The 24248-nt window shown below is 40.7% G+C and carries 22 protein-coding genes and 1 pseudogene; 10 read left to right on the forward strand and 13 right to left on the reverse strand.

The features are described 5' to 3' along the window. The first annotated feature begins 106 nt into the window (after positions 1-106). Positions 107-742, forward strand: coding sequence for a superoxide dismutase (locus tag CQA40_RS03230; RefSeq protein WP_115519519.1), 636 nt, complete (start codon positions 107-109; stop codon positions 740-742). Here the strand turns inward: CQA40_RS03230 and CQA40_RS10830 are convergent. Further along, positions 715-939 carry a hypothetical protein gene (locus CQA40_RS10830; protein ID WP_147290150.1) on the reverse strand — a complete coding sequence of 75 codons (225 nt, stop codon included), beginning with the start codon at positions 937-939 and terminating at the stop codon, positions 715-717. The two genes, CQA40_RS03230 and CQA40_RS10830, sit on opposite strands and share 28 nt — an antisense overlap. Before the next feature lie 261 nt (positions 940-1200). Here CQA40_RS10830 and CQA40_RS03235 point away from each other — a divergent pair, with 261 nt between their 5' ends. The 5 genes from CQA40_RS03235 (at position 1201) to CQA40_RS03255 (ending at position 8419) form a co-directional block, all read left to right on the forward strand. Continuing rightward, positions 1201-3639 (forward strand): LTA synthase family protein, encoded by a 2439-nt coding sequence (locus CQA40_RS03235; RefSeq protein ID WP_115519520.1) that lies wholly within the window; start codon positions 1201-1203, stop codon positions 3637-3639. Positions 3640-4053: 414 nt separating this feature from the next. Beyond that, complete coding sequence (locus tag CQA40_RS03240) at positions 4054-5190, forward strand: hydrogenase small subunit (RefSeq protein WP_115519550.1); 1137 nt, start codon at positions 4054-4056, stop codon at positions 5188-5190. Positions 5191-5217: 27 nt separating this feature from the next. Next, positions 5218-6957, forward strand: coding sequence for a nickel-dependent hydrogenase large subunit (locus CQA40_RS03245; protein ID WP_115519521.1), 1740 nt, complete (start codon positions 5218-5220; stop codon positions 6955-6957). A 115-nt stretch (positions 6958-7072) separates the two neighbouring features. Further along, the gene (cybH, locus tag CQA40_RS03250; protein WP_023926859.1) at positions 7073-7774 is read left to right on the forward strand and encodes a Ni/Fe-hydrogenase, b-type cytochrome subunit; all 702 of its coding nucleotides are present in this window, start codon (positions 7073-7075) and stop codon (positions 7772-7774) included. Positions 7775-7852: 78 nt separating this feature from the next. Then, a complete protein-coding gene (locus CQA40_RS03255) occupies positions 7853-8419 on the forward strand; it encodes a HyaD/HybD family hydrogenase maturation endopeptidase (protein WP_115519522.1) in 567 nt (188 codons plus the stop codon). Positions 8420-8627: 208 nt separating this feature from the next. On the opposite strand, the gene CQA40_RS03260 is transcribed toward CQA40_RS03255, so the two are convergent. Together CQA40_RS03260 and thiD are read right to left on the reverse strand one after the other, a co-directional pair. After that, positions 8628-9323 (reverse strand): hypothetical protein, encoded by a 696-nt coding sequence (locus CQA40_RS03260; protein ID WP_115519523.1) that lies wholly within the window; start codon positions 9321-9323, stop codon positions 8628-8630. A gap of 282 nt (positions 9324-9605) precedes the next feature. Beyond that, positions 9606-10412: a bifunctional hydroxymethylpyrimidine kinase/phosphomethylpyrimidine kinase gene (thiD, locus tag CQA40_RS03265; RefSeq protein ID WP_408941408.1), complete on the reverse strand. Its 807-nt coding sequence runs from the start codon at positions 10410-10412 to the stop codon at positions 9606-9608. Between the two features lie 214 nt (positions 10413-10626). Here thiD and gpmI point away from each other — a divergent pair, with 214 nt between their 5' ends. Beyond that, entirely contained in the window at positions 10627-12186 is a 1560-nt protein-coding gene (gene gpmI / locus CQA40_RS03270; protein ID WP_115519525.1) for a 2,3-bisphosphoglycerate-independent phosphoglycerate mutase, read from the forward strand. A 52-nt stretch (positions 12187-12238) separates the two neighbouring features. Here gpmI and CQA40_RS03275 read toward each other — a convergent pair whose 3' ends face one another. Next, positions 12239-13447 carry a sugar transporter gene (locus CQA40_RS03275; protein ID WP_258864441.1) on the reverse strand — a complete coding sequence of 403 codons (1209 nt, stop codon included), beginning with the start codon at positions 13445-13447 and terminating at the stop codon, positions 12239-12241. Positions 13448-13744: 297 nt separating this feature from the next. On the opposite strand from CQA40_RS03275, the gene CQA40_RS03280 reads away from it, so the two are divergent. Both CQA40_RS03280 and CQA40_RS03285 read left to right on the forward strand, forming a co-directional pair. Continuing rightward, positions 13745-15199, forward strand: a complete 1455-nt coding sequence (locus tag CQA40_RS03280; protein ID WP_220271893.1) for an AAA family ATPase — start codon at positions 13745-13747, stop codon at positions 15197-15199. Then, the gene (locus tag CQA40_RS03285) at positions 15192-15761 is read left to right on the forward strand and encodes a hypothetical protein (RefSeq protein WP_115519527.1); all 570 of its coding nucleotides are present in this window, start codon (positions 15192-15194) and stop codon (positions 15759-15761) included. The genes CQA40_RS03280 and CQA40_RS03285 overlap by 8 nt, the downstream gene beginning before the upstream one ends. 201 nt (positions 15762-15962) lie before the next feature. On the opposite strand, the gene rplT is transcribed toward CQA40_RS03285, so the two are convergent. The 8 genes and pseudogenes from rplT to CQA40_RS03320 form a co-directional block, all read right to left on the reverse strand. Then, entirely contained in the window at positions 15963-16316 is a 354-nt protein-coding gene (gene rplT / locus CQA40_RS03290; RefSeq protein ID WP_023926865.1) for a 50S ribosomal protein L20, read from the reverse strand. 259 nt (positions 16317-16575) lie between these two features. Further along, positions 16576-16770 carry a 50S ribosomal protein L35 gene (rpmI, locus tag CQA40_RS03295; RefSeq protein ID WP_023926866.1) on the reverse strand — a complete coding sequence of 65 codons (195 nt, stop codon included), beginning with the start codon at positions 16768-16770 and terminating at the stop codon, positions 16576-16578. Positions 16771-16774: 4 nt separating this feature from the next. After that, a complete protein-coding gene (locus tag CQA40_RS03300; protein WP_115519528.1) occupies positions 16775-17170 on the reverse strand; it encodes a hypothetical protein in 396 nt (131 codons plus the stop codon). Then, positions 17170-17343: a hypothetical protein gene (locus tag CQA40_RS11020; RefSeq protein ID WP_181882810.1), complete on the reverse strand. Its 174-nt coding sequence runs from the start codon at positions 17341-17343 to the stop codon at positions 17170-17172. The genes CQA40_RS03300 and CQA40_RS11020 overlap by 1 nt, the downstream gene beginning before the upstream one ends. A gap of 74 nt (positions 17344-17417) precedes the next feature. After that, positions 17418-17936, reverse strand: a complete 519-nt coding sequence (gene infC / locus CQA40_RS03305; RefSeq protein WP_115519529.1) for a translation initiation factor IF-3 — start codon at positions 17934-17936, stop codon at positions 17418-17420. Further along, positions 17929-19674 (reverse strand): annotated as a pseudogene (gene thrS / locus CQA40_RS03310) (threonine--tRNA ligase); the annotation flags it as partial. The gene infC and the pseudogene thrS, both read right to left, overlap by 8 nt. A gap of 288 nt (positions 19675-19962) precedes the next feature. After that, entirely contained in the window at positions 19963-21282 is a 1320-nt protein-coding gene (locus CQA40_RS03315; RefSeq protein ID WP_115519552.1) for a sigma-54 dependent transcriptional regulator, read from the reverse strand. A gap of 17 nt (positions 21283-21299) precedes the next feature. Then, complete coding sequence (locus tag CQA40_RS03320; RefSeq protein WP_115519531.1) at positions 21300-22121, reverse strand: hypothetical protein; 822 nt, start codon at positions 22119-22121, stop codon at positions 21300-21302. A 319-nt stretch (positions 22122-22440) separates the two neighbouring features. Here CQA40_RS03320 and CQA40_RS03325 point away from each other — a divergent pair, with 319 nt between their 5' ends. Continuing rightward, a complete protein-coding gene (locus CQA40_RS03325) occupies positions 22441-23937 on the forward strand; it encodes a GspE/PulE family protein (protein WP_115519532.1) in 1497 nt (498 codons plus the stop codon). 34 nt (positions 23938-23971) lie between these two features. On the opposite strand, the gene CQA40_RS03330 is transcribed toward CQA40_RS03325, so the two are convergent. Continuing rightward, positions 23972-24244, reverse strand: coding sequence for a glycosyltransferase family 9 protein (locus CQA40_RS03330; protein WP_181882811.1), 273 nt, complete (start codon positions 24242-24244; stop codon positions 23972-23974). Between the last annotated feature and the right edge of the window lie 4 nt (positions 24245-24248).

A 24248-nucleotide genomic window follows, 5' to 3' on the forward strand; every position in this document is an offset into this window, starting at 1 on the left:
AAGATTTTGCGCTGATATTAGTTAATTTTTAGGCAAAATTTCTTATAATGCGCTTTGTGATAAGAATCCAAACTATCACAAAATCACAACAACTAAAGGAGAAAATATGTTTGAACTACGAACGCTACCTTATCAAAAAGACGCTTTTGGGGACTTCCTAAGCCCTACCACTTTTGATTTTCACTATGGCAAACATCATCAAACATACATAAACAACCTTAATAATCTCGTTAAGGGCGGTGAGTTTGAGAATGCCGAGCTGTATGACATTATCAAAAAGTCAAGCGGTGGTGTGTTTAACAACGCTGCGCAGGTGTATAACCACGATTTTTATTGGGACTGCATAAGCCCAAAAGGCGATGTCAGCGCGATTAGCGCGGAGCTAAAGGCAGCTCTAGATTCTGAATTTGGCGGAATTGAAGGGTTTAAAGAGAAGTTTTTGAGTGCGGCGACTACGCTGTTTGGCTCTGGGTGGTGCTGGCTTGTGCTAAATGGCAACAAGCTAGAAATCGTGCAAACAAGCAACGCACAAACGCCAATAAGCGAGGACAAAATCCCGCTACTTGTCGTAGATGTGTGGGAGCACGCCTACTACATAGACCACAAAAACGCGCGCCCTGCGTATCTAGAAAAATATTTCGCGCATATAAATTGGGCGTTTGCCTCTAAAGCGTATGAATGGGCGCAAAAAGAGGGCGTAAGCTCGGTGCGGTTTTATATAAACGAACTGCATAAGAAGTAGGGCGTGTGGCGTAAAAAACGCGTGAAATACTTAAACGCGTGAAACACGCTAAAAAACGCTGGGAGTGGCTTGATAAACCCGACAAATACGCGGGAGAAAACGCGGAAATGCTGAAAATACGCGGGAAATAAGGCGAAAATGCTTAGCGCGGGGAATAACGCGAGAGATACGCTAAAGATACGCAAGAGCAATGGCACAATAGCGCGTTTGGCACACTTTTGGTGCTTGCTATGCTTTTAGGCGTGCTTTTGGTTGATAGAGCCTGCTTACTTGTTTTGGTTTGTGGGCTTGAGTTTGAGAGGAGTAGGCTAGGGTTTTGCCTTACTCAAACCTACCAAATTCCCCTCAAGTTTTCATCGATTTAAACTAGCGTATATCCAAATACACAAAAATATCACACAAAATATTTAGAATCAAATTTCATAAACTCACTCAAAAATCATCAAAAGGCTAGAAAAATGCACCAACAAAAGCAACAACACCAACAAAATAAGCAAAATCAATCAAATAATCTTACAAACAATACTACTTCAAACGACACAAATATCACAGCAAATGTAGCCCAAAATCCACAAAATCCTAGCACAACTCTTTCTGCTCCCCCCCCCCCCAATAGAAAATACCTTTTTAGCCTAGATTATGTCTTAAGTATTTTTGCGCTTTATCTCATAAGCCTAGCTGTTTTTGGGATTTCTAGACTGTGTATGCAGCTGTCTTTTGTGAGTGCGGAGGTGGGGCTAAGCGATAAGCTAAACCTCTACAAATACGGATTTCTCTACGATACGCGCGTGATTTGTATCGCGCTTTTTGTATATCTAGCACTTGTGTATGCGCTAAAGCCGTTTAAGCATTTGTGTCAAAAGCCACATATTTTGCTACGCGCAAGTAGTGTCTATGCGTTTGTGCTTGGGTTTGTATGCGCTAGCTTTGCTATTGTAAATTTTTATTATTATGAAATGTATAAAACCAAGATTGATATTTTTATCTTTGGGCTAAAAGATGACAACACAAAAGAGATTTTAGGCATTATCTTTAGGGATTATCCTGTGGGCGTGCTTGCTTTGTGTATATTGCTCATCGCTATTTTTTATGCCTTTGTCAATTCTAGGATTTTGCGTAAGATAAATATACCCCTTGTGAGATTTCGCACTTTTGCAGTGGCAAATCTCGCACTTATTTGCGTGCTTTTCATCGGTGCGCGTGGCTCTTTTGGCTCATTTCCACTAGGGGAGAAAGATAGTGCTATCTCTACTTTTGCTTCTATAAACGCGCTAAATCCCAACCCGATTTTGGCGTTTGCTTGGGCTTTTTCGCAGTATAGGGCAGATAGTGATTATTTCATAGCAGATAGAGAGGTTTTTGAGAGTGAGTTTTTGAGCTTACAAAAAGAGATTTTTACAATCCAAAGGACAAGCCCAAAATCTGACACAAAATCAGCCCCGAAATCCACAAAATCTACTTCAAAACACACTTGGCAAGCCACTTCAAAAGCCCTGCCCAAACCTCATATCATCATAAACCTAATGGAGAGCTTTGGTAGTGGGGCTTTGAGCTTTGATTATGCTTTTGCGCAGGATTTGTGGCAAAATCTAGAGCAAACACCACAGAATAAGACACAAGCGACACAAGAAAATCAACAAACGCGCAAAAATCCTAGACTTGATTTGCTAGGTAGCCTAAGGGAGCATTTTTTGAGTGCAAGAGTTTTTGAAAAAACTTCAAAAAATAAAACACAGCAAGATTTTAGGCAAGATTTTGTGTTTTGGCGGTTTTTTAGCTCCAATACAGGCACTGCGCCATCGTTTTTTGATTTGTATTTTTTGAGCCCTACGATAAATCTCTCCACAGGCAAAATGAAAAAACACAAGCTAGCGCACACGCCATTAGACACGCTAGAGCAAAACGGCTATGAAGTGGTGTTTATCACTTCTAGTTCTGGCTCGTGGGTAAATATCACAGAATATCTAAAAAATCAAGGCATAAAAGTTTATGATGCTTCGTTTTTGGGTGCGAAATATCAAGACGCTGATAAGCACAAAAATAGCTTTGGAATCAATGATGAGTATATCTACAAATGTATTATGGAAATATTGCAATCAGCTAGTAAGCCTGTGGCGATTTTTACGCTTACCACTTCAAATCACCCTCCATTTATCACGCCAAGTGAGTTTGATGAGGTAAATGCCCCAAATATTACCGCACAAGTGCAAGAGAGGTTTAACAAAAAAGCCAAGCCAAAGAAAGTGCTAGGCTCGTTTTTGTATTCAAATAACGCTTTTGGAGAGTTTTTACGCACGCTAAAAAAATCTAGTGTCGGTAAAAATACTGTCGTGTTTGCCACAGGAGACCACCATTTGCGAGATTTGAGAGCGTTTCCTCCGCGCTATAACGCGCTAAATTTTGCCGTCCCGCTGTATGTGTATATGCCAAAGCAGGTGCAGGATTCTCTAAAATCTGCAGGCAGGGCTATATACTATGACCCTTTGCGTGTGGGCTCTCACAAGGATATTTTCGTAAGCATTTTTGAGCTGTTTTTGGACAATGCGGAGTATATCTCACTAGGTGGGAAAAATATGCTAGGTAGCAAAAATGATAAGTATGAGTTTGGGATAAATGCGGGGATTTGGGCTAGTGATGAGGGAATCTACTATAATGGCAAACTTTTTAGGTGGCGATATGGTAGGGATTTTGGGAGCTTGGGCGAGCTAGTAGAGACTAGCCTTGAGCCCGAGCATATTAGTCCTAAGCAAGCTAGCCACGAGCAAGTTAAGCAAGAGCAAGCTAGCCTTAGGCAAGCTAGTCCCAAGCAAGTTAGTCAAAGAGGGCAAGACTTCAAGCACAAATATGATAGGCTAAACCAAATGCAATTTTTGTGGAGGATAAATTCTGCAAAATAAGCAAAAAATAGACACGCAAAAATAAGCGTGCAAAAATGATATGCTTTGAATATTGCTAGGGATTTTTTGGATTTTGTGGTGTATATCATAGAATCTATTTTTAGCTACTTCAAAAGGCACAAAACTTAACAAATAATTGACTTTTTGGACAAAATCTTAATAGTTTATATGCAAAATCTGCCAAAAGATAAGCATATTTTTTACTTTTTTATCAAAATTGCCACAATAATGAACATAGTTTAAGTGATATTTAAACTAAATAGCTTATAATATTTTCTCACAAATCCTAGTATTTTAGGATTTGTCCCACAACATACTTTTTTAAGGAGTGTCATTATGCAACACAAGCACGAGCAATCTATGACGCAATCAGCGTTTTCCCCACTAGCTGATATAGACGCAAATGCCCAAGATATGATGTATCAGCGGGCAAAGGAGAGATTGGATAGTTTGAGTGGTTTGCCCGCTTGCAATGCTGATAAAAATCTGCATACCGAGCTAGAATCAAAGGGCATTAGTAGGCGTGATTTTATGAAATGGGCGGGGGCTATGACAGCTGCGCTATCGCTACCTGCGTCTTTTGTCCCACTTACTGCGCGTGCTGCTGAAGTGGCAAATCGCTTACCTGTGATTTGGCTTCATATGGCAGAGTGCACGGGTTGTTCAGAGAGCTTGCTAAGGACTGAAGACCCAACGATTGATAGCATTTTGTTTGACATTATCAATCTTGAATACCACGAAACCATAATGGCAGCTTCTGGGCATCAAGCCGAGCAAAATCTAGAAAACGCTATCAAAAAACACAAAGGCAACTACATACTAATGGTAGAGGGTGGTATCCCAAAAGGTGGTAGCGAATACTTCCTAACTATCGGTGCACACGGACGCACAGGTGCGCAAGAGTGTAGAGATGCTGCTGCTGGGGCTGCTGCTATATTTAGCATAGGGACTTGCTCTAGCTACGGAGGCGTGCAAGCTGCTGCGCCAAATCCCACCAATGCTCATCCACTAGATTCTATCATCTCTAAGCCTGTGATAAAAGTCCCGGGCTGTCCTCCAAGCGAAAAAAATATCGTAGGCAATGTGCTTTATTTCGCGCTATTTGGCAAACTACCACCTACTGATGCTTTTGGGCGTCCTACTTGGGCTTATCAGCATAGAATCCACGATTTGTGCGAGCGCAGAGGGCATTTTGATGCGGGCGAGTTTGTCCAAAGCTTTGGTGATGAGGGCGCAAAAAATGGCTACTGCCTCTACAAAGTCGGATGCAAAGGACCATATACTTTCAATAATTGCTCAAAATTGCGTTTCAATTCTCACACAAGCTGGCCAATCGGTGCAGGACACGGCTGTATCGGTTGCTCAGAGCCAAATTTTTGGGATACGATGAGTCCATTTGAGCGTCCACTTGGCAATACGCCATTCCACACTGCGTTTGGTGGATATGGTGCAGATAAGACAGCTGATACGGTAGGCACCGTGATTTTGGCAGCTACTGCGGTAGGTATCGCAGCGCACGCCGTAGTTTCTGCTACACAAAAAGCTAAATAGCAAAATCTTACCACTTAAGGAGCGAATATGTCAAAGCGAGTAATAGTAGACCCAATCACGCGGATTGAGGGGCATTTGCGGATTGAAGTGATTGTAGATGACAACAATGTAATCCAAGATGCGTTTTCTTCATCGACACTATGGAGAGGACTAGAGAAAATCATCGTAGGGCGCGACCCTAGAGATGCGGGATTTATCGCACAAAGAATCTGTGGCGTTTGCACTTATAGCCACTACAAAGCGGGCATTATGGCGGTGGAAAACGCACTTGGCATACAGCCTCCACTAAATGCCACCCTCACAAGAAGCCTTATGAATATGGCGTTGTTTTTGCACGACCACGCTGTGCATTTCTATACATTGCACGGGCTTGATTGGTGCGACATCACTTCAGCACTAAATGCAGACCCTGCAAAAGCTGCAAAAGAAGCATATCTCTACACAGACTATCCACTTGCGGCAGGAGAGAGTGAACTAAAAGCAGTGCAAAAAAGAGTGGGTGACTTTGTCAAGCAAGGTGCGCTAGGACCATTCCAAAACGCGTATTGGGGGCATAAGACTTATAGATTCTCCCCAGAGCAAAATCTAATCGTATTGTCGCACTACCTAAAACTCCTTGAAGTCCAAAGAGAAGCAGCAAAGATGATGGCTGTGTTTGGTGGTAAGCAGCCTCACCCACAAAGTCTAACTGTGGGCGGTGTAACTTCTGTAATGGATATACTAGACCCAAGTAGATTGGGTGAGTGGAAAGGCAAATTTGACGCGGTGGCGGATTTTGTGAATCGTGCTTATTGGCCTGATTTGGTAATGGCAGGCAAAGTCTATGCAAATGAACCCTCTGTAACGCAAGTAGGCTGTGGAGTGAAAAACTTCCTATCTTTCCAAGAAATCCAAGTAGGAGCTGATGAGTATCTATACAGCACAGGTATCGTAAAAAATGGCGATTTAAGCACACTTCATCAAGTAGATGAAAGCCTAATCGCTGAAGAAGTAACCAACTCTTGGTATAAATACGAAAACACTGACAAAGTAGCCCTCCACCCCTATGATGGACAAACTACACCAAACTATACAGGGTTTGTAGATGGCACAAGTATAGGTGCAGATGGCAAAGAAATAAAGAGCAAAAACCTAAAACTTGATGGTAAATACTCTTGGATAAAATCTCCGCGCTATGACGGAGAGCCTATGGAAGTAGGACCTCTAGCTACTGTGGTGGTAGGACTAGCAGCCAAAAATCCATACATTACCCCTGTGGCTCAAAAATTCCTAGCCCAAACAGGACTGCCTGTGGAAGCACTATTTAGCACACTTGGGCGCACAGCAGCTCGCTGTATAGAAGCAAAAGTCATCGTTGATAATGGGCTAAAAGCATTTAACGCACTTGTAGAAAATCTAAAAGTCGATACTCGCACTTGCGCGACTTATAGTATTGATGAGAAAAAAGAGTATAAAGGTAGATTTATCGGCAATGTCCCACGCGGTATGCTAAGCCATTGGGTAAGAATCAAAGATGGCAAAGTCCAAAACTACCAAGCTATCGTGCCTAGCACTTGGAATGGTGGACCTAGAGATTCTAAGGGCAAAAAGGGACCTTATGAGATGAGCCTCATCGGCACAAAAGTGGCAAATATCACTCAACCACTAGAAATCATACGACATATTCACTCATTTGACCCTTGTATAGCGTGCGCTGTGCATCTAATGGATACCAAAGGCAATGAAATCGCTCAATACAAGGTTGAGCCAGCCTTTGCAAGAATCTAGCCTTAAAGTCAAAATCTAGCCTAAAATCTGTGAAAATATCAAAAATTGCGATAAAGATTGCGCTAGATTTTGTATAGTTTGGGTGTGTTGAGATTTATACCATAAGGAGATAACAATGAGAGAAGCGATTGGTTCAGGCGAAAAAGAGTTTATGGCGCACGAAGAGTTCTCTTTGCTTACGAGGGTTTTTCATTGGCTTAGAGCTTTTAGCATTTTCGCGCTTATCATTACAGGGTTTTATATCGCTATGCCGTTTTTGCAGACGACACCTAGCAGTGAGCCTACGGGCTTCACTCAAGGATATGTGCGAAGTGTGCATTTGATATGTGGCTTTGTGTTGATTGGGATTTCGATTTTTCGGGTGTATTTGTTTTTCTTTGACAAAGAGGGTTGTAGTGAGGAGAGACGCTCCTTTGGGCAGTTTTTGCAACCAAGTGTGTGGATAGAGCAGATTAAGACTTATATCTTTATCGGTAGGCATCCGCATATTGACGGTGCGTATAATCCTTTGCAATTTGCTACATATTTCTTTTTGGGTGTGCTTGTGCTACTTATCAGCCTTACAGGTGTCGCGCTATATGGCAATGTCTATCATAGCGGGCTAGGTGGTGTGCTTGGTGTTTGCTTCAAGTGGGTAGAAGTAGTGTGTGGAGGGATTGCAAATGTCCGCGTGATTCACCATATATTGACTTGGGCGTTTATCATTTTTATCCCTGTGCATATTTACCTTGCTGTGTGGAATTCTGTGAAGTATCCAAATGGTGGCGTAGATAGTATCGTAAGTGGTGTGCGCTATCAAGGCAAACTAAAAGTCTAAATCCATAAAATCTAAGCCTTTTGTAGCTACTTAAGGCTTAGATTATCTCAAATCTTTCTTCATAGTTGTAAGGTGTTTATGAAAGTCCTTGTGCTTGGCATTGGCAATATTTTGTTTGGCGATGAGGGCATAGGCGTGCATTTGATGAACTACCTAAAGTTAAACTACAAATTTACTTCCCCACTAGATTCTAACCAAACTCCAACCCATAGCCTAGAATTTATCGATGGTGGCACGCTTGCTCAAGCTCTTATCCCCCTCATCGTAGAGTATGATTTTGTGCTTATACTAGACACCGTAGATGTGAGTGGTGGCAAGATAGGAGATGTGTATAGCTTCTCTTTTGATGCTTTGCCTAAGCAAGTCTCTTGGGCAGGGAGTGCGCACGAAGTCGAAATGCTACAAACGCTTCGCCTCACGCAAGTTATGGGCGATTTGCCACAAATCCATATCGTAGGGATTATCCCTGAAATCATCGGCGAGGATACGACTTTCGCACTATCTAAAGAACTTCTCTCAAATGTCGCTACTATGGAAGCTGAAGCGATAAAACAGCTAGAATCTCTAGGATTTAGCGCAAAAAAAACACCCTCTCCCCTCCCACTACAAGAAATCGCAGATAAGTCATATAAAGGCTTTGATTAGGCACTTCTAGGCACTTTAGGCTTTGTGGTATTTTTGGGTTTTGGGCATATTCTTTGCTATCCTTTACCGCCGTTTTGCTACCCCTTTTTGTTGCCATTGTCGCTTTTGGTTCGCACCCTAGTTTTTAAGAAATTTTGGCAGATTTTGCAATATTTGGGCTAGGGTTTATCGATTTTAAGATTTTTGCTAGACTTTGCTTTTGCTAGATTTATTTGCCCAAAATCTCGCTGATTTTTTCTACGAATGAGTTATACGCGTCAAACAAAATCCACTCATATTTGTTATCAAACTCTTGGACAAGCCACTCCATTTTTTCTTTGTAAGCGGATTTTTTATGCGTTGATTTTTGGGTTTTTTCTAGTGCTTCTAGTCGCTTTTTATATTCTTTCATATCAGCCAAAAGCACACTATCAGTCTGTCTAAGAGAAGCCTCAAACTCACTAAACTCATCTACAATCCCCCAAGTATTAGCAGAATCTTTAGCCTTTTTGATAATCTCTTGGGTGTTTTTGGTGTAGTATTTTTCTAGCTCTTTTGCACTATCTTTTTCGTTTTCGTAGTTTTTGTAAGCGACTTCATATTCACTACCTTTTAATGAGCGAGTTTTATCCTTGCTTCTGCGCTCGGCTTCTATTGTGATTTTTAGGCTAGATTCTAGGTGGCTTATTTTGGTTTGGAAGTGGTTTTGTATGTCTTTTATTTGCTCTTGTATTTGGGTTTGCTGTGCTTGTGATATTTTGGCAGTGGATAGATTTGGCATAAATACAAGTGCCAAAGTTGCGATAAACAAAGATTTGCCTAGCACGGATAATAGGTATGCTAGGCTAGTGTCTTTGGCGAAGTAGCGTTGACAAAGTGGCGTTTTGAGTGTGGCAAGTAATGTGATAAGACGAGACTTTTTCATTTTTTCCCCTTTTGATTTTGGTAAGCTAAAAAGCAACTAAGACACAACAATACAAAAAAAAAAAAAACGGCTTGTAAATCTAGCCAAGCAAAAAACACCCTAAATCTTTGCCCTCAAAACCTAAAAATATCTTTCCTCTGTTATAAGGATTTTAAATATTTTTAGATTTTATAAATTTCTTTTGGATATTTCGCTTTTGCTTAAAATGTGCCAATGCAAAAAAGTGCGATAAAAAAACATAAAAAAAGAACACAAAAACACCAAAGACAAAACTACAATAAATCAAAGCCCAAAAAAATGGTTTGTAGGTCCATTCCCTTTCCCTAGATTTAGGCTATGAAGTATCGCACCATAGACATACTTCTTTGCTAGTCGCACGGAGCTTAGCGCGTCTTTGCCTTGCGCTAGATTGCAAGCGATTGCACTACTTAGCGTGCAGCCTGTGCCGTGCGTGTTTTTGGTGTCTATTCGACTAGATTCTAGCAGGACAAACTCGCTTCCATTATAAAAAATGTCGTTGGAATTTTGGGGGTTTTGCTTGCTGTGTCCGCCTTTGATTAGTATGGATTTTGCTCCCTTGTCATACAAAATCTGCGCGGCTTTTTTCATCGATTCTAGGCTAGTGATTTCAAAGCCTACTAGCTCGCTTGCTTCGGGGAGATTTGGTGTAAGCACATCACATAGGGGCAAAATATGGGCTAGCTTTTCTCGCACAGGTTTTGGCATAAGCGGGTAGCCATTTTTGGCAAACATCACAGGGTCTAGCACGACATTTGCAGGCGCGTATCGCACTAGATTTTCTCTCACGCATTCTAGGATTGGCTCACTTCCTAGCATACCGATTTTGCTCGCCTTTGGCACTATGTCGCTAAACACCGCTTCAAACTGCTCATCTATCGCACTTGGTGGTAAATCATAGCTAGATATTACTCGCGCTGTGTTTTCTGCTACGACACTTAGCACGATACTCATTCCATATAGTTTGTGTGCGCTAAATGTTTTTAAATCCGCTTGCAAGCCTGCCCCTCCACTGCAATCACTCCCTGCGATAGTAAGCACAGGTGGTAGCGTGGTGCTTTTGGGCGGGATAAGGTTTTGTGATGAGGTAGAATCTTTTGGATTAGATTTTGTATTTGATTTTAGCATTTTTGTCCTTATTTTTGTGATTTAGATAGACTAACGATTATATCTTTATAAACCCTAAATCACAAGCGTTAAAAAATGTATTGTTAAAAAATTATCCCTTTTGTGCTTAAATATCACAATTAAATTCCTTAAATTATCACATACAAAAAGGACAAAAATGAATACAAATACGCTCACAGCTCCGCAAAAATGCGTGCTTATCATCACGGACGGCATAGGGCATAAGCCTCCCTCGCCTTACAATGCCTTTGCCAATGCGACAAAGCCTACTTATGATTGGCTGTTTGAGAATGTGCCTTATAGTCTTATACATACTTATGGTGGCTCTGTGGGGCTACCACACGGGCAGATGGGCAACTCTGAAGTAGGACATACAAGTATCGGCTCTGGGCGTGTGCTATATCAAGATTTGGTTCGTATCTCTAAAGCGATAGAAGATGGCTCTTTGTCAAAAAATCCACTACTGCAAAAGCACGCTAGAGAATCTGGCGAAGTGCATTTGCTAGGGCTTATGAGTGATGGCGGGGTGCATTCGCATTTGGAGCATTTTTTGGCTATGGCAAAAATCTATGCAGGGCTAGATAAACGCGTATGGCTTCATTTAATCACTGATGGACGAGATGTGCTACCTACCTCTGCGCTAGGCTACTTAGAGCAAGTGCAAAATCTATGTGATAGCTGCGAGAGTGTGCGTATAGGCAGTGTAAGCGGGCGATACTATGCTATGGATAGAGATAAGCGGTGGGAGAGGATAGAGGAGGCGTATAGAGTGCTTGCTTATGGCACTAGCGATTTGCCTGCAAAAAATCAGCGTGATGATTCTAGCATAACTCCCAAAGAATATATTGAAAACTCGTATAAGCAAGGCATTACTGATGAGTTTATCAAACCAAAGGCGTTTAATGGATTTGGTGGGTTTGCCCCGCAAGATGGGCTAGTGATGATAAACTTTCGCTCCGATAGAGCGAGGGAAATCATAGAAGTGCTTGGTAGCGATTCTTTTAGCGAATTTGAGCGCGAAAAGTGGTTTGGCAAAGGGATTGCTAGCCCTGCAAATACGGAGCACATACTCACTATGACACAATATGATGAGACATTTCCATACCCTATTTTGTTTCCAAAGATTACCCCGCAAAACACCCTTGCCGAAGTGCTAAGCAGGGAGGGCAAAACCCAAGTGCATATCGCCGAGACAGAGAAATATGCCCACGTAACTTTCTTTTTTAATGGCGGGATAGAAGAGCCGTTTTTGGGAGAATCTCGCGTGCTGATTCCCTCGCCAAAGGTGGCTACTTATGATTTGCAACCACAGATGAGCGCGCCAGAGGTGGGGGCTGCAGTGTGTGAGGCGATAAAGTCGGGAAGTGATTTTGTGGTGGTGAATTTTGCAAATGGCGATATGGTAGGGCACACAGGCAAATACCAAGCCGCGCTCAAAGCCGTAGAAGCTGTGGATAAAGAGCTAGGCGCAATCTATGAAGTCGCAAAAAAAGAGGGCTATGCTGTAATCCTCACAAGCGACCACGGCAACTGCGAGGAGATGCAAAACGATAAGGGCGAGATAAAGACAAATCACACTGTGGGCGATGTGTATTGCTTCATACTAGCAAATGGTGTAAAAAGCGTAGGCGAGGGTGCGCTAAATAATATCGCACCTACCGTGCTAAAGATAATGGGCATAGAAACCCCCAAAGAAATGGATAATCCGCTTATATAGGTTTTGATATTTGCTTGGAGTGGATTTGTGGGGGGGGGGTGTCTGTGGGTGTTTAGATTTTGCGATTTTTTAGCCTAAAGCGATGAAACACCCTTGCAAATGGCATTTTTCGCAAGTAATACATACACGCAATAAATGCCACTACTCCACCGACAAAGCCTACAAACTCTACGCCTAGCTTCTCACACACTGCTCCACCGATAAATGCTCCACTACCAATGCCTACATTATAAATCCCCGAAAAAATCGACATTGCCACAGCACTTGCTTGGGGGACAGAGGCTATGGTTTGGGATTGAAATACGATATTAAAACACGCGATTGCAAATCCCCAAAATCCACATAGCACAATCACTAGCCACAAATAATGCGAGATAAAATACAGCACAAGCAAACTACCAACAACGCCAAAAAGACAGAGATTTACAAAGGCTAAATGGTGCTTGTCATAATGCTTTGAAAAGGCGATACTAGCGATAATACCACTCCCACCAAACACTACTAGCGCGTAAGTAACACCGCTATCTTTTAGGCTTTGGGCTAAAAATGGCTCAATATAGCTATATGTGCAAAATTCTCCCGTGATGAAAATAAGCGTTAGGAGACAGATTCTGCGAAAGGCGGTATTTGATAGTAGTGTGGGGAGGGTTTTGGCCGAGATGTTTTGGGTGCTAGGCATAGTGGGAAACACACGCCAAAATAGCACCATAATGCAAAAAGCCAAAATCCCTATACACGCAAATGTGCTACGCCAATCGATATAAAGCCCGATTACCCGTCCTAGAGGTAGTCCAGCTGTGAGAGCTAGGGAGCTACCTGCTACGATAAATCCTAGTGCCATAGAGTGCTTTCCTCTAGGGGCGGCTTTTATCGCCATAGGCGAAGCTATGGACCAAAAAAGAGCGTGAGAGAGTGCAACTCCTATGCGTGAAGCCATAAGCGTGTAGTAGCTACTAGCTAGCGCAGATAGACCGTGGCTAAGCACAAATATCGCCATAACCCAAAGCATAAGCTTGCGAAGCTCTGTGTGAGAAAATCTAAGCATAAGTGGTAGAGAAGCAAGGGCTACGACCCACGCATAGATAGTGATGAGTAGTCCTGCACGCGCCTCACTCATAGAAAAATCGCTAGCTATCGCACTAAGAAGCCCTATGGGGATAAATTCACTTGTGTTGAACACAAAAGCCGCACAAGTAAGGCTAAGCACAGGAAGCCACGAGGTAAAGCTAACTATTGCGCGTTTTTTTTGCATTGGTGTCATTGTGGTTATCTTTTAGTAATTTTTTAGCTAGGATAACAAAAAATGCTATTGTTGAGATTACGCAGTAGTGTTTTTTATTAGGCATACTAAACTTATCAAAAACTATATGTTAAAATCTGCCGAAAGACATTATAACGACTCAGAGTTAGTATATGCTTTTATTACTAAAAATATGTGTATTTTTTATATATTTTTAATGCTTTGATTTGATGATGTCATTAAGGAGACTAAAATATGATATAATGCCCGCTCTAGTCTTCTCTAAATTTAAATAAAATGATTGGAGGAAATCTTACAGTGAAAGTTAGTCTAAAGAATGTTGGTATGCTTGATGAAGCTGAATTTGAAGTAGGAGATTTGACTATTATATGTGGGGAAAATAATACAGGTAAAACCTATGCTACTTACAGTTTATATGGATATTTGGATTTTGTTAGGGGCGATACGAATTATGTTATTTTTGATTTGTTAAAAAACATTACGGAGAATTATGTTGATATTCTAGATGAATATAGAATAAAGATATATTCAAAAAATATGGAAAAAATTATTGCGAATCTATTTGAAGAGCTTGAAAGTAATTACAAAACTAATTTGGCAGCAATACTTGCTGGACGAGATGAAGATTTTGACTCTAGTGTCTTTAATACAAGTTCCAAGGAAGCTATGATTAGTTATATTGAATATGATAATAATGAAGATAATAAAAAAAATATCAAAGAATTTTTCTCACATTCTCCTCAATTTGAACTAGTGGAAATCACTGAACAATATTTTTTATTTAGTTATGAAAAGAGTAAAAATCACTTTAATGAAAAAATGCAAAAAGATGTTAATTATAGAAAGGAGAGTTTTGTCTTAGCTTTACTTAATTATATTATCATAATCTCACATCCGGTAGCTTTTATTTTAAGTGCTGAAAGGACAGGTGCATCAATGTTTCAAAAAGAACTTGATGTAAATAAGAACGAGATTGTAGAAAAAATATCAAGAGCAGATACAAAAAACATACAACAAACTGTTTTTAATGTGCTCAATAGTAACTATTCTAGATATCCAAAACCAGTAAAAGATAATATTTATTTTGTTCGTGAACTTGATGAAGTAAGTAAAAAAGTAAGTTTTATAAAACAAGAATGTTCTGTTTTGCACAAAGAAATTATAGAGCTACTTTATAAGATTGTTGGTGGAAAATATATTGTTAGTGAAATAGGGATAGAATTTGCGCCAGGTGCAAAGCAGAGAATTACAAAGGGTAAATTTTTAATACAGCGTGCATCTAGCTCTGTTCGCTCTCTGCTAATGCTTAATTATTATATTTTACACATAGCACAAAGTGGAAATATTTTGATGATAGATGAACCAGAGTTAAATCTACACCCAAATAACCAAGTTTTTATGGGCAGGCTTATTGCTTTGCTCGTCAATGCGGGAATCAAAGTATTTATCACAACACACAGCGATTACATAGTAAGGGAATTAAGCAATTGTATAATGCTAAACAATCTAACCGACGAACAAATAAGCAGATTCCAAAAAAGTGGCTATACCAAAGAATATAAATTGAAATCTAATAAAGTGAGAGCCTATGTAGCACAAAACAATAACAGGAAGAATATCTTAAGAGAGATAAAAGTAGATTCTATAAGGGGTATATTTATGAATACATTTGATGAGCCTATAAATTCACAAAACGAAAATCAAGGTTTTATTTTTGAAGAAATTTATAATGGATTGAGATACGATGAATGATTTTATAAAAAAGATAAAAAAATCAATAAACCCAAGCCTTATGGCTGAGTCCTCAAATGGCTATTTTGTTGTTTACGAAAAGGATAAGAATAGTTCTATAAAATGGATTAAATGCGTATTTAAAAATATAGATAATGTGTTGATTTTGCAACAAAGAAACCAAATTATTCCTCAAAGGGTATTAAAAGATTATTCTACATCAAAATCTTGTGATTTTATAGTATTGTTTTCATTGGAAAATCAATTAAACATTGCATACTGCGAGATTAAAACAAGCTATACAGATAGAATTGCTGATGAATCGTTGCAACAGATAGAATGTTCTAGATTGTTTATGGGATACTTGTTTGATTGTTATTCATATTTTTATGAAAATAATTTAAATAGGGAAAGTATAGTCTTTAAAAGATATTTAATTTATGATAAAAAAGGCATATCAAACAAAAATGGGTCATATATAAAGAATGATAAGGTTTTATATCTTAGAGGACAAGATGTTGGTAAGGACGGCGGTGTTGTAATAGATGATGCTAGTTTATTTTTTAGCATTTCTTATAGATAGACATTTGCAAAACTCGCTATGTTTTAATTTTTGTCGTATTCAAAGACAACAAATAATATTCTTTCTTAAGCAGTTATTTAGTCCATTCCTAGTTTTGGTGGAGGCACATCTTATAATTTTATGTGCCAACAACTAAGATATTTATAGACCCACAAAACAAATAAAAATTCTGGTTAAATGTTTTTTAACCAGAATTTTCAACTACTTCAATGCCGATTTTGCGCTGTCTATGAGCTTGTTGAAGCTAGCGATGTCATTCATCGCCATATCGGCTAGGATTTTTCTATCCATTTCGATATTTGCGAGCTTTAGCCCGTGCATAAACTTCGAGTAGCTCATATCCTGCATTCTGCACGCAGCGTTGATGCGGATAATCCAAAGACTCCTAAAATCGCGCTTTTTTTGCTTCCTGTCGCGAAACGCATAGCACAAACTTCGCTCTAGCTGTTCTTTTGCTTTGCGGAAGTGTTTCCTACGCCCGCTATAAAAACCTTTTGCCTGTTTTAGGACTTTTTTGTGTCGCCTGCGGCGCACTACGCCTGTTTTTACTCTCATTTTTTCTCCTTTACCTTGTCTTAGGTGTAGCCATTTACGCTTTTGGAATTTTCACGGGATTATGAAATCCTAAAATCCTAAGCGTGTTTTTTTTGTTTGGCTAATCTTGCCCTTGTTTGCGACTATGAGTGCTATTTCAAGCACTGATTTTGCAAATCTTAAGGGGGACTTTGACTTTAACTCTTTATCATTTTACTTTGTATTCTAATCACTTTTTTGAGCGTTTAAAATGTGCAAAGATTTGTGTTAAGCATTTGCGCTAGGCTTGGCAAAGCAGATTCTTCACAGAATCAATATTTGCACTATGCACAAAATGAGGCGATTTTAGCCGCGCTTTGCGCTTTGGCGATTTTTTTGTCAATATATGACTGCGAAACGCGCTACCACGCTTGATAAGGTTTTTTTTGCATTTAAACCTTTTGGCTGCCCCGCGATTTGTTTTCATCTTTGGCATTATCCTAACCTCCTTTCCTAAGATTAAAGCTTTTTCGCTCAATGTATTCGTATATATTCTTAAAAATTTCCTTGTTTTCTTTAATAATATCTATATTATCATCAATGATTTCTTTATACATTGCATTATTTTCATCAACTATTTTCTTATTTAAATATCTCCGCTTATAATATTTGTAATATAAATCAAGGGCTGTTAAGATTTTATATTTAGCAAGCATTATATCATTTTGTTCTGATTTTTTATTGGCAATGCAGTCCAAATAATTTTCTATTTTTTGTGTCATAGAAAATTCAATTTGAACGGTAGCACTTTGGATAAATATTTTTCTAGCTATCCAAAATGATGCAAAAATTGTAATTAAAAGTAACAATATATCTTTTATGGTAATTTCTAGCATTATTTTTTGACCTCTTTAGATTTTACCACATCTTGTTTTGTATTTGCTTTTGTCTGCATTTGTTGTCCTTGTTGACGCATTTTCTTTGCTAAATCTAATGCCAAACCATATCCGCTAAAACTTTCATTGCTGGGATTTTGTTGTGTTGTTTTAGTCCTTTGTTTTTCAATCATTTTCACTCCTTTTGGTTTTTTGGTTGAGTGGTTAATAGCATAATGTTGTATTATATCTGCTATTTTGCCTACCCTCATTTCACTTTTTTGGGCACATAGAGCACACTTAGATAGCGACCCTCGATTTTGGGCTCTTTCTCCGCTGTGGCGATGTCTTCTATCATAGCGGCTACTTTTTTTAGCGTATCTATCCCCGCATCTTGGATATTCATCTCACGCTGCTTTAAGAAAACCTTGAATCTCACATGCTTGCCATCTGTGATAAACTCCCTTGCGTGCTTGACTTTGTAGTTTATGTCGTTTTGGGCGATTTGGGTGGAGAGCTTGATTTCTTTTATGTCGATTTGCTTTTGCTTTTTTTTGGCTTCTTTTTGTCGCTTTTCTTGATGATAGCGGAATTTCCCATAATCCATAACCTTACACACAGGTGGCTTGGCATTTGGGGATATAAGCACCAAGTCCAAATCCTCCCTTACCGCGATTTCTAGTGCCTCGCGTGAGCTCATCACTCCATACACTTCGCCATTATCCCCCACGCACCGCACTTCATCGAAGCGGATTTCCTCATTTATAAGCACTTCTTCTTTACTCAAAACTTACCCTTTGCATTTTAGATTCTACCAATTTCAAAAATTCTCCTTCGCTTAAGCTGTATTGGGATTTTTCACGCTCTATGCGTCTATCGCGCAGTGCTAGCATTTTGGATTCCACTTCGCTTGCCCCGATGACTGCGATGAGTGGCACTCGGGCTTTTTCTGCGGTGCGCACGCGCTTTGAGAGCGTTTCGTTTTTATCACTCACTTCGCTATACGCACCGATTTCGCGTAGTTTTAGCTGGATTTGGCGTGCGTAGGCGACTTGCTCTTGCCCGATAGGGATAAGCACGACTTGTGTAGGCGCGATAGCGAAAGGAAACTCCCCGCTATAATGCTCTGTCAAAATCGCTACAAATCGCTCAAAGCTCCCCAAAATCGCGCGATGAAGCATCACAGGCTGTTTGGCTTCGTTGTTTTCATCGGTGTATTCTAGCATAAATCGTTCAGGCAAGTTCATATCCACCTGCACCGTGCCACACTGCCATTTGCGCCCGATAGCATCGGTAATCTTTATATCGATTTTGGGTCCATAAAAAGCCCCGCCACCCTCATCTATGCCGTATTTTATGCCATTAGATTCTAGAGCGTTTTTTAGGGCTTGTGTGGCAGACTCCCATATCGCATCTTCCCCGATAGATTTCTGCGGGCGCGTGCTTAGCTCCATCTCATAGCTAAACCCAAACGCATTCATAATTTTGTGTGTAAATTCTAGAATCTGATTGACTTCGCTCTCTATCTGGCTAGGGAGGCAGAAAATATGCGCATCATCTTGGGTAAATTCCCTCACGCGCAAAAGCCCGTGAAGCACGCCACTTTTTTCGTGGCGATGGACGATTCCGTATTCATAAAACCGCAAAGGCAGCTCGCGGTAGCTTCGCTTCGCACTTTGATAGACTTTGATATGCCCCACGCAGTTCATCGGCTTTATGCCGTATTCTTGCTCATCTATGGTGGTAAAATACATATTTTCCTTGTAGTTGGCATAATGCCCGCTTTTTTTCCACACATCGCTTTTTAGGATTTCAGGCGCACGCACGGGCTCATACTCGCGTTTGATAAGTGCTTTTGTAAGCAGCTCTTCGATTTTGCGCCGTAGTCTAGCACCCGCAGGTAGCCATATCGGTAGTCCCGCGCCGATTTCCTCATCAAATGTGAAAAGCCCCATTTCTTGCCCTAGCTTTCTGTGGTCGCGCTTTTTTGCTTCCTCCATTTGCGTTATGTAGGCGTTTAGCGCGTCTTTATCAGCGAAAGCTATGCCATAGATTCTTGTTAGCATTTGCGCGCCTTCATCGCCTCCTAGATATGCCCCTGCGATTTTGGTGAGCTTGAAATGCTGAAGTAGCTTGGTGTTTGGCAGGTGTGGTCCGCGACAAAGGTCAAAAAAATCGCCCTGCGTGTAGATACCAAAGCTATCTCCCTCTATCTTGCTCATAACGGCGAGCTTTAGCTCATCATTTGCGAAGCGAGTCTGCGCGTCTGCGCGGCTCATCGTGGATTTTGTGATTTCATAGCCTTTTTTGGCGATTTCTTTCATTGTCTTTTCGATTTTGGGCAGGTCTTCTTCGCTGATTTTGCTATCCACTTTGAAATCGTAGTAAAATCCCTCATCTACCACAGGTCCCACAAAAAACTTTGCTTCGGGGTAGAGGCTTTTTATCGCTTGGGCGAGCAGGTGCGCACAAGAGTGGCGGATAATCTCTAGCGAATCCGCAGAGTTGTCAAAGTAGATTTTATCTCCGTATTGCTTACTTACTTGATTTTCCATAGTAGCAAGGGTATCAAAATCGATATTTTTGCCATTTTGTGCGCTATTTTGAATGATAGTTTGCAAGTCAAAAATTGCTTCATTTTGCCTAAATCCAATAAGCCGTGTGCTAGGTTGTTGCATTGTTGTTATTTATTCCTTAGATTTTAGTATTTGCGTTCTGGTAGGTTTGCCAAAGCTATAAAATCATTACAAGCCAAACCCATAAGAAACTTGAAAAAACTTGAAAACAAACTTGGGATATTACCATAATCGACATTATTTTACGCTTATATCGTATTTAGCGAGTTTGTGAAATAATATTTCCTCATTCATTCCTAGTAGCTTGCTTGCCTTTTTGGTGTCGTTGCCACACTCATTTAGCACTTCTGCTAGGAGCTGTTTTTCTAGCTCCTCGATTTTGTCTTTTGGCTTTGCTTTTGATTGCCTAGATTCCAAAAACAAGTCTTTTGGCACGATTTGTTTATCGCTTAGGATAGCTGCTCGCTCCACCACAGAGAGTAGCTCTCTAATATTTCCGTGCCACTCATATCCTAGAAGTGCATCTTGTGCTTCTTGGCTAAAGGTTTTTGACTCTAGGGAGTATTGAGCGATGACAAGCTCTAGCTTCCACTTAGCGATTGGCAAAATCTCCTCTGTGCGCTCACGCAGTGGCGGGATACGCACAGGGATAGTCTGCAAGCGATAATACAAATCCTCTCTAAATCGTTTTTGAGCGATTTGCTCCTCTAGGTTTGCATTTGTCGCAGAGATGATACGCACATCAAAGCTAATAGGCTTGCTCCCACCAAGTCTAGTAGCTTCTTTTTCTTGTATAGCGCGAAGTAGCTTTGCTTGCAGTAGTAGGGGCATTTCGCCGATTTCGTCCAAAAACAGCGTCCCTCCATCTGCTAGCTCAAAAAGCCCTTGCTTCATCGCTAGCGCGTCTGTGAAAGCCCCCTTTTCATACCCAAAAAGTTCGCTCTCTAGCAAATGCTCTGGGATTGCTGCCATATTTATGGCGACAAATGCCTGCTTTGCACGAGATGAATTTTCGTGGATAAATCGCGCAAAGACTTCCTTGCCTACGCCACTCTCCCCCATAAGCAGCACGCTAGAATCCGTAGGGGCGACTTTTAGCACTTGGGATTTTAGGGATTCTAGGGTGGGGCTTGTGGCGACAAAGGGACTTTTTTGGTTGATTTGAGTGGTTTTGGTGCTAGTGGTCTTTGCGTGTGTGCGCTGAAATTCTAAGATTTTTTTGCTTCGATGTATCGCTTCTAGCAGTAGCTCTGGCTCAAAGGGTTTTTGGAAAAAGTCTTTGACACCTAGACGAATAGAATCTATCGCTGCATTTAGCGTGGCATTGCCCGTGATGACTATCATTTCATACTTGCCACCTAGTTCTTTTAGGAAATCAAGCCCATTCATATGAGGCATATTTAAATCCGTGATGACTAAGTCAAAGCTAGAATCTAGCGAGTTTAGCGCGTCTCTTGGGCTTCTAAAGGTTATGACTTCTAAGTCTTTTTGCTCGGCAAAAAATAGCTCAAGGCTTTTTCGCATATTTATGTCATCTTCTACGATAGCGATTTTCATTTGTGTGGTTTTTGCACTCATTTTAGCTCTTTTAGGACTTCTAGGATTAGGTAGCGATTGTCAAAATACGCTAGCACACGTTTAGCAGGCACAGACAAAATCGTATCATCACTGATATGTGTAGAATCCGCCGTGCGTGCGTGAGATAGGATACTTGCACCGCCTTTGCGCAAGCAGTGGAGGACTTCATCTTGGCTATGAGAGAGAATGTATTTGATAGCATAAATTTCATCATCACTTACCAAATCATTTATGGGTGTGTCAATAGAGCAGGTGTATTCGATAGGGAGGCTTGATTTTGAGATGAGTGGGGAGGAAATGCTGTATTTTTCGCCTGTGATTACGCCGTTTTGACTTAGGGCTTTGTAGGATATGATAAATTCTACTTTTTCAAGTGGCTCTTCTTGCAATGAATACGGTGTTAGTGGGATTGGCGGGAGGAGAGGGGAGGGAATCTTACCTCGTGGCAAAAACTGCGGAATGACGCTAGAATCTAGCATCTCTGCGTTTTCTTGGTTGCGTCTTTGCAAGGCTTTGTTTGGGTTTAGAATATTGCTTGCAGAATCTTGTGAAAATGAGTTGTAAGACTTTAGCCTAGAATCTGGCTTGATGATGATAGAGTCCGTGCCGTATTTATCTAGGCTAAATGGTTTTGGACTAGAATCCAGATTTGTAGATTTTGGCGATTTGGCAAGTGTAAGTGAAGCGATAGAAGAAAGAGCAATACAAGCAAGCACAAAAGCGCGTATCATAGATGGGATACTAGCCAAGACATTGCGCAAAAAGTATGCAAAAAGCGTTTGCTTTGCTACTTGTATTGGCACTTGTGATAGTTGCATTTTATGGATTCCTTATGGATTTTGTGCTTGACATTGTCTTTGGCATTATTTTTCGCGCAAGATTTTGTTTGGCACAAGGCTTGTTTATATAAACCCCCGCATAGCTAGAGCTAAGTAGTCTTAGACTAAATAACCTTGACAAAAACACCGACAAAACACCTCTCTTAGAATTGATAAGCGGGCTATTATAGCATATTCGCGCTTAAAAGATAAGCAAAACCCTAAGATAATCGCAGTTTTTGCATTATTGTGATATAATCGCGCCCTTGCAAAATGCCATTATAGAGTTTTGCACAATTTTAATTTTATTTGGGTTTAAATGAGCTTTTTTATAGAATCTAAAAATTTGATTGACTTATCTTTTTTCGCGCCACAAAAGATGAGTATTGATATGCTCTCTTATGATATGAGTGAGCGACTTGGTGGGTTTGTCTATGGTATGGAGCTTTGTCCTATCTCAAGTGAGCGAGATTCTAGCACGCAGGATTCTAGCGCGTTGTTTGAGCATATTTTGGTTGTTTTGCGTGATGAGGAGAGTAGGCAAGCCATAGCGCACAAACTTAGCGTGTATAACAAGCCTATTTTGTTTTTGAGAGAATCTAGCCATTATTTTTCGTGGGTGCTTCTTGGACTAAAGTTTTTGGAGCGATATTACGCGCTTGGTAGTATCGGTGAGCAGCTAGATTTTTTGCTAAAGGAGGCAATAGCACATAGGGCTAGCGATGTGCATTTGGAGGATAAGGGGGATTTTGGCAGTATAAGGTTTCGCATAGATGGTTGTCTGCGTGAGATAGCAAGGCTAGATAAAAACTCTATGCGCAAACTCTCTAGCAAAATCAAGCTAGAATCCAAGCTAGACATTACCGAAATGCGCTTGCCTCAAGACGGGCGATATGCTAGGAATTTTGGCGAGATAGAGTATGACTTTCGTATATCTTGCGTGCCTTTGCTTAGTGGCGAATCGCTTGTGCTTAGGATTCTCTATAAGCACAAGGAGCGTATTAGCTTAGAGGGCTTGGGGCTAAGTAGTGAGATTTTAGCTATACTAAGCAAGGCACTAAATCGCAAGAGCGGGCTAATCCTCATCACAGGACCCACAGGCTCTGGCAAATCCACTACTTTATATGCCGCACTTGAAGCCCTAAAAACTCTCCAAAAAAAGCTAATCACCTTAGAAGACCCTATTGAATATCAGATTCCCCTAGCTACACAAATCCAAATCAACCCCGAGATTGGATTTTCTTTTTATGAGGCGTTGTCTTTTGTGCTACGACAAGACCCAGACATCATTATGATAGGCGAGATACGCGATGAGCAGACGCTTACCCTCGCGCTAAATGCCTCTCTCACGGGGCATTTAGTCCTTGCTAGCCTACATAGCAACGACTGCATATCTACGCTTGAGAGGTTATTTGAGATGGGTGCGCCAAGAAGCGTGATAGAGTCTAGCCTTATTTGTATCATTGCCCAAAGGCTCTTAGGCAGGCTATGCTCGCACTGCAAAGGCAAAAGAGAAGAGGGCGATTGGGAGGTGTTCTACCCTGTGGGGTGCGAGAAGTGTCAAGGGCTAGGGATAAAGGGCAGGGAAGTCATAGCACAAGGAATCTACTTTGATGAGGGTTTGAAAAAGCTGTTTTATGAAATGCCTAGTGGCAAGGATTGTGGCGATTTGGCAAGTGCTTTTGGAGGGGTGGATTTTAGCGATTGGCGTGGCAATCTAAAAAGAGCACTTGGCAATAAAAATCTCCCAACACTCAAAGATGACGCTATATCCAAAAAGCATTTGCTAGACTACAAAGAAATAGCACAGCTTTAGTAGGTGCTTTAGCTAACTTCTTTAAGCCACTTTTTTAGCTCTTTTGGCGTGATTTTAGTATTTCTATGGTTTTTTGCGTAATTGTCTCTATGATTTTGCTCTCTTGCTTTTGCTTTAGCTTACTATAATGCGTCTTTAGCACTATCATAGAGGATTTGTCCATATTTTTGCCTAGCCATAGTCGCATATCTCTTTTGCTATATAGTCCTATGATTTTTATGCCTAGATTGTCAGCTATGTGGATAGTGCCTGTGCTTGGCGAGATTAGCAAATCCACGCTCCGCACAAGCTCGATTAGATTGCCCAAATCG

Source organism: Helicobacter sp. MIT 01-3238 (assembly GCF_003364135.1).
Classification (GTDB): domain Bacteria; phylum Campylobacterota; class Campylobacteria; order Campylobacterales; family Helicobacteraceae; genus Helicobacter_B.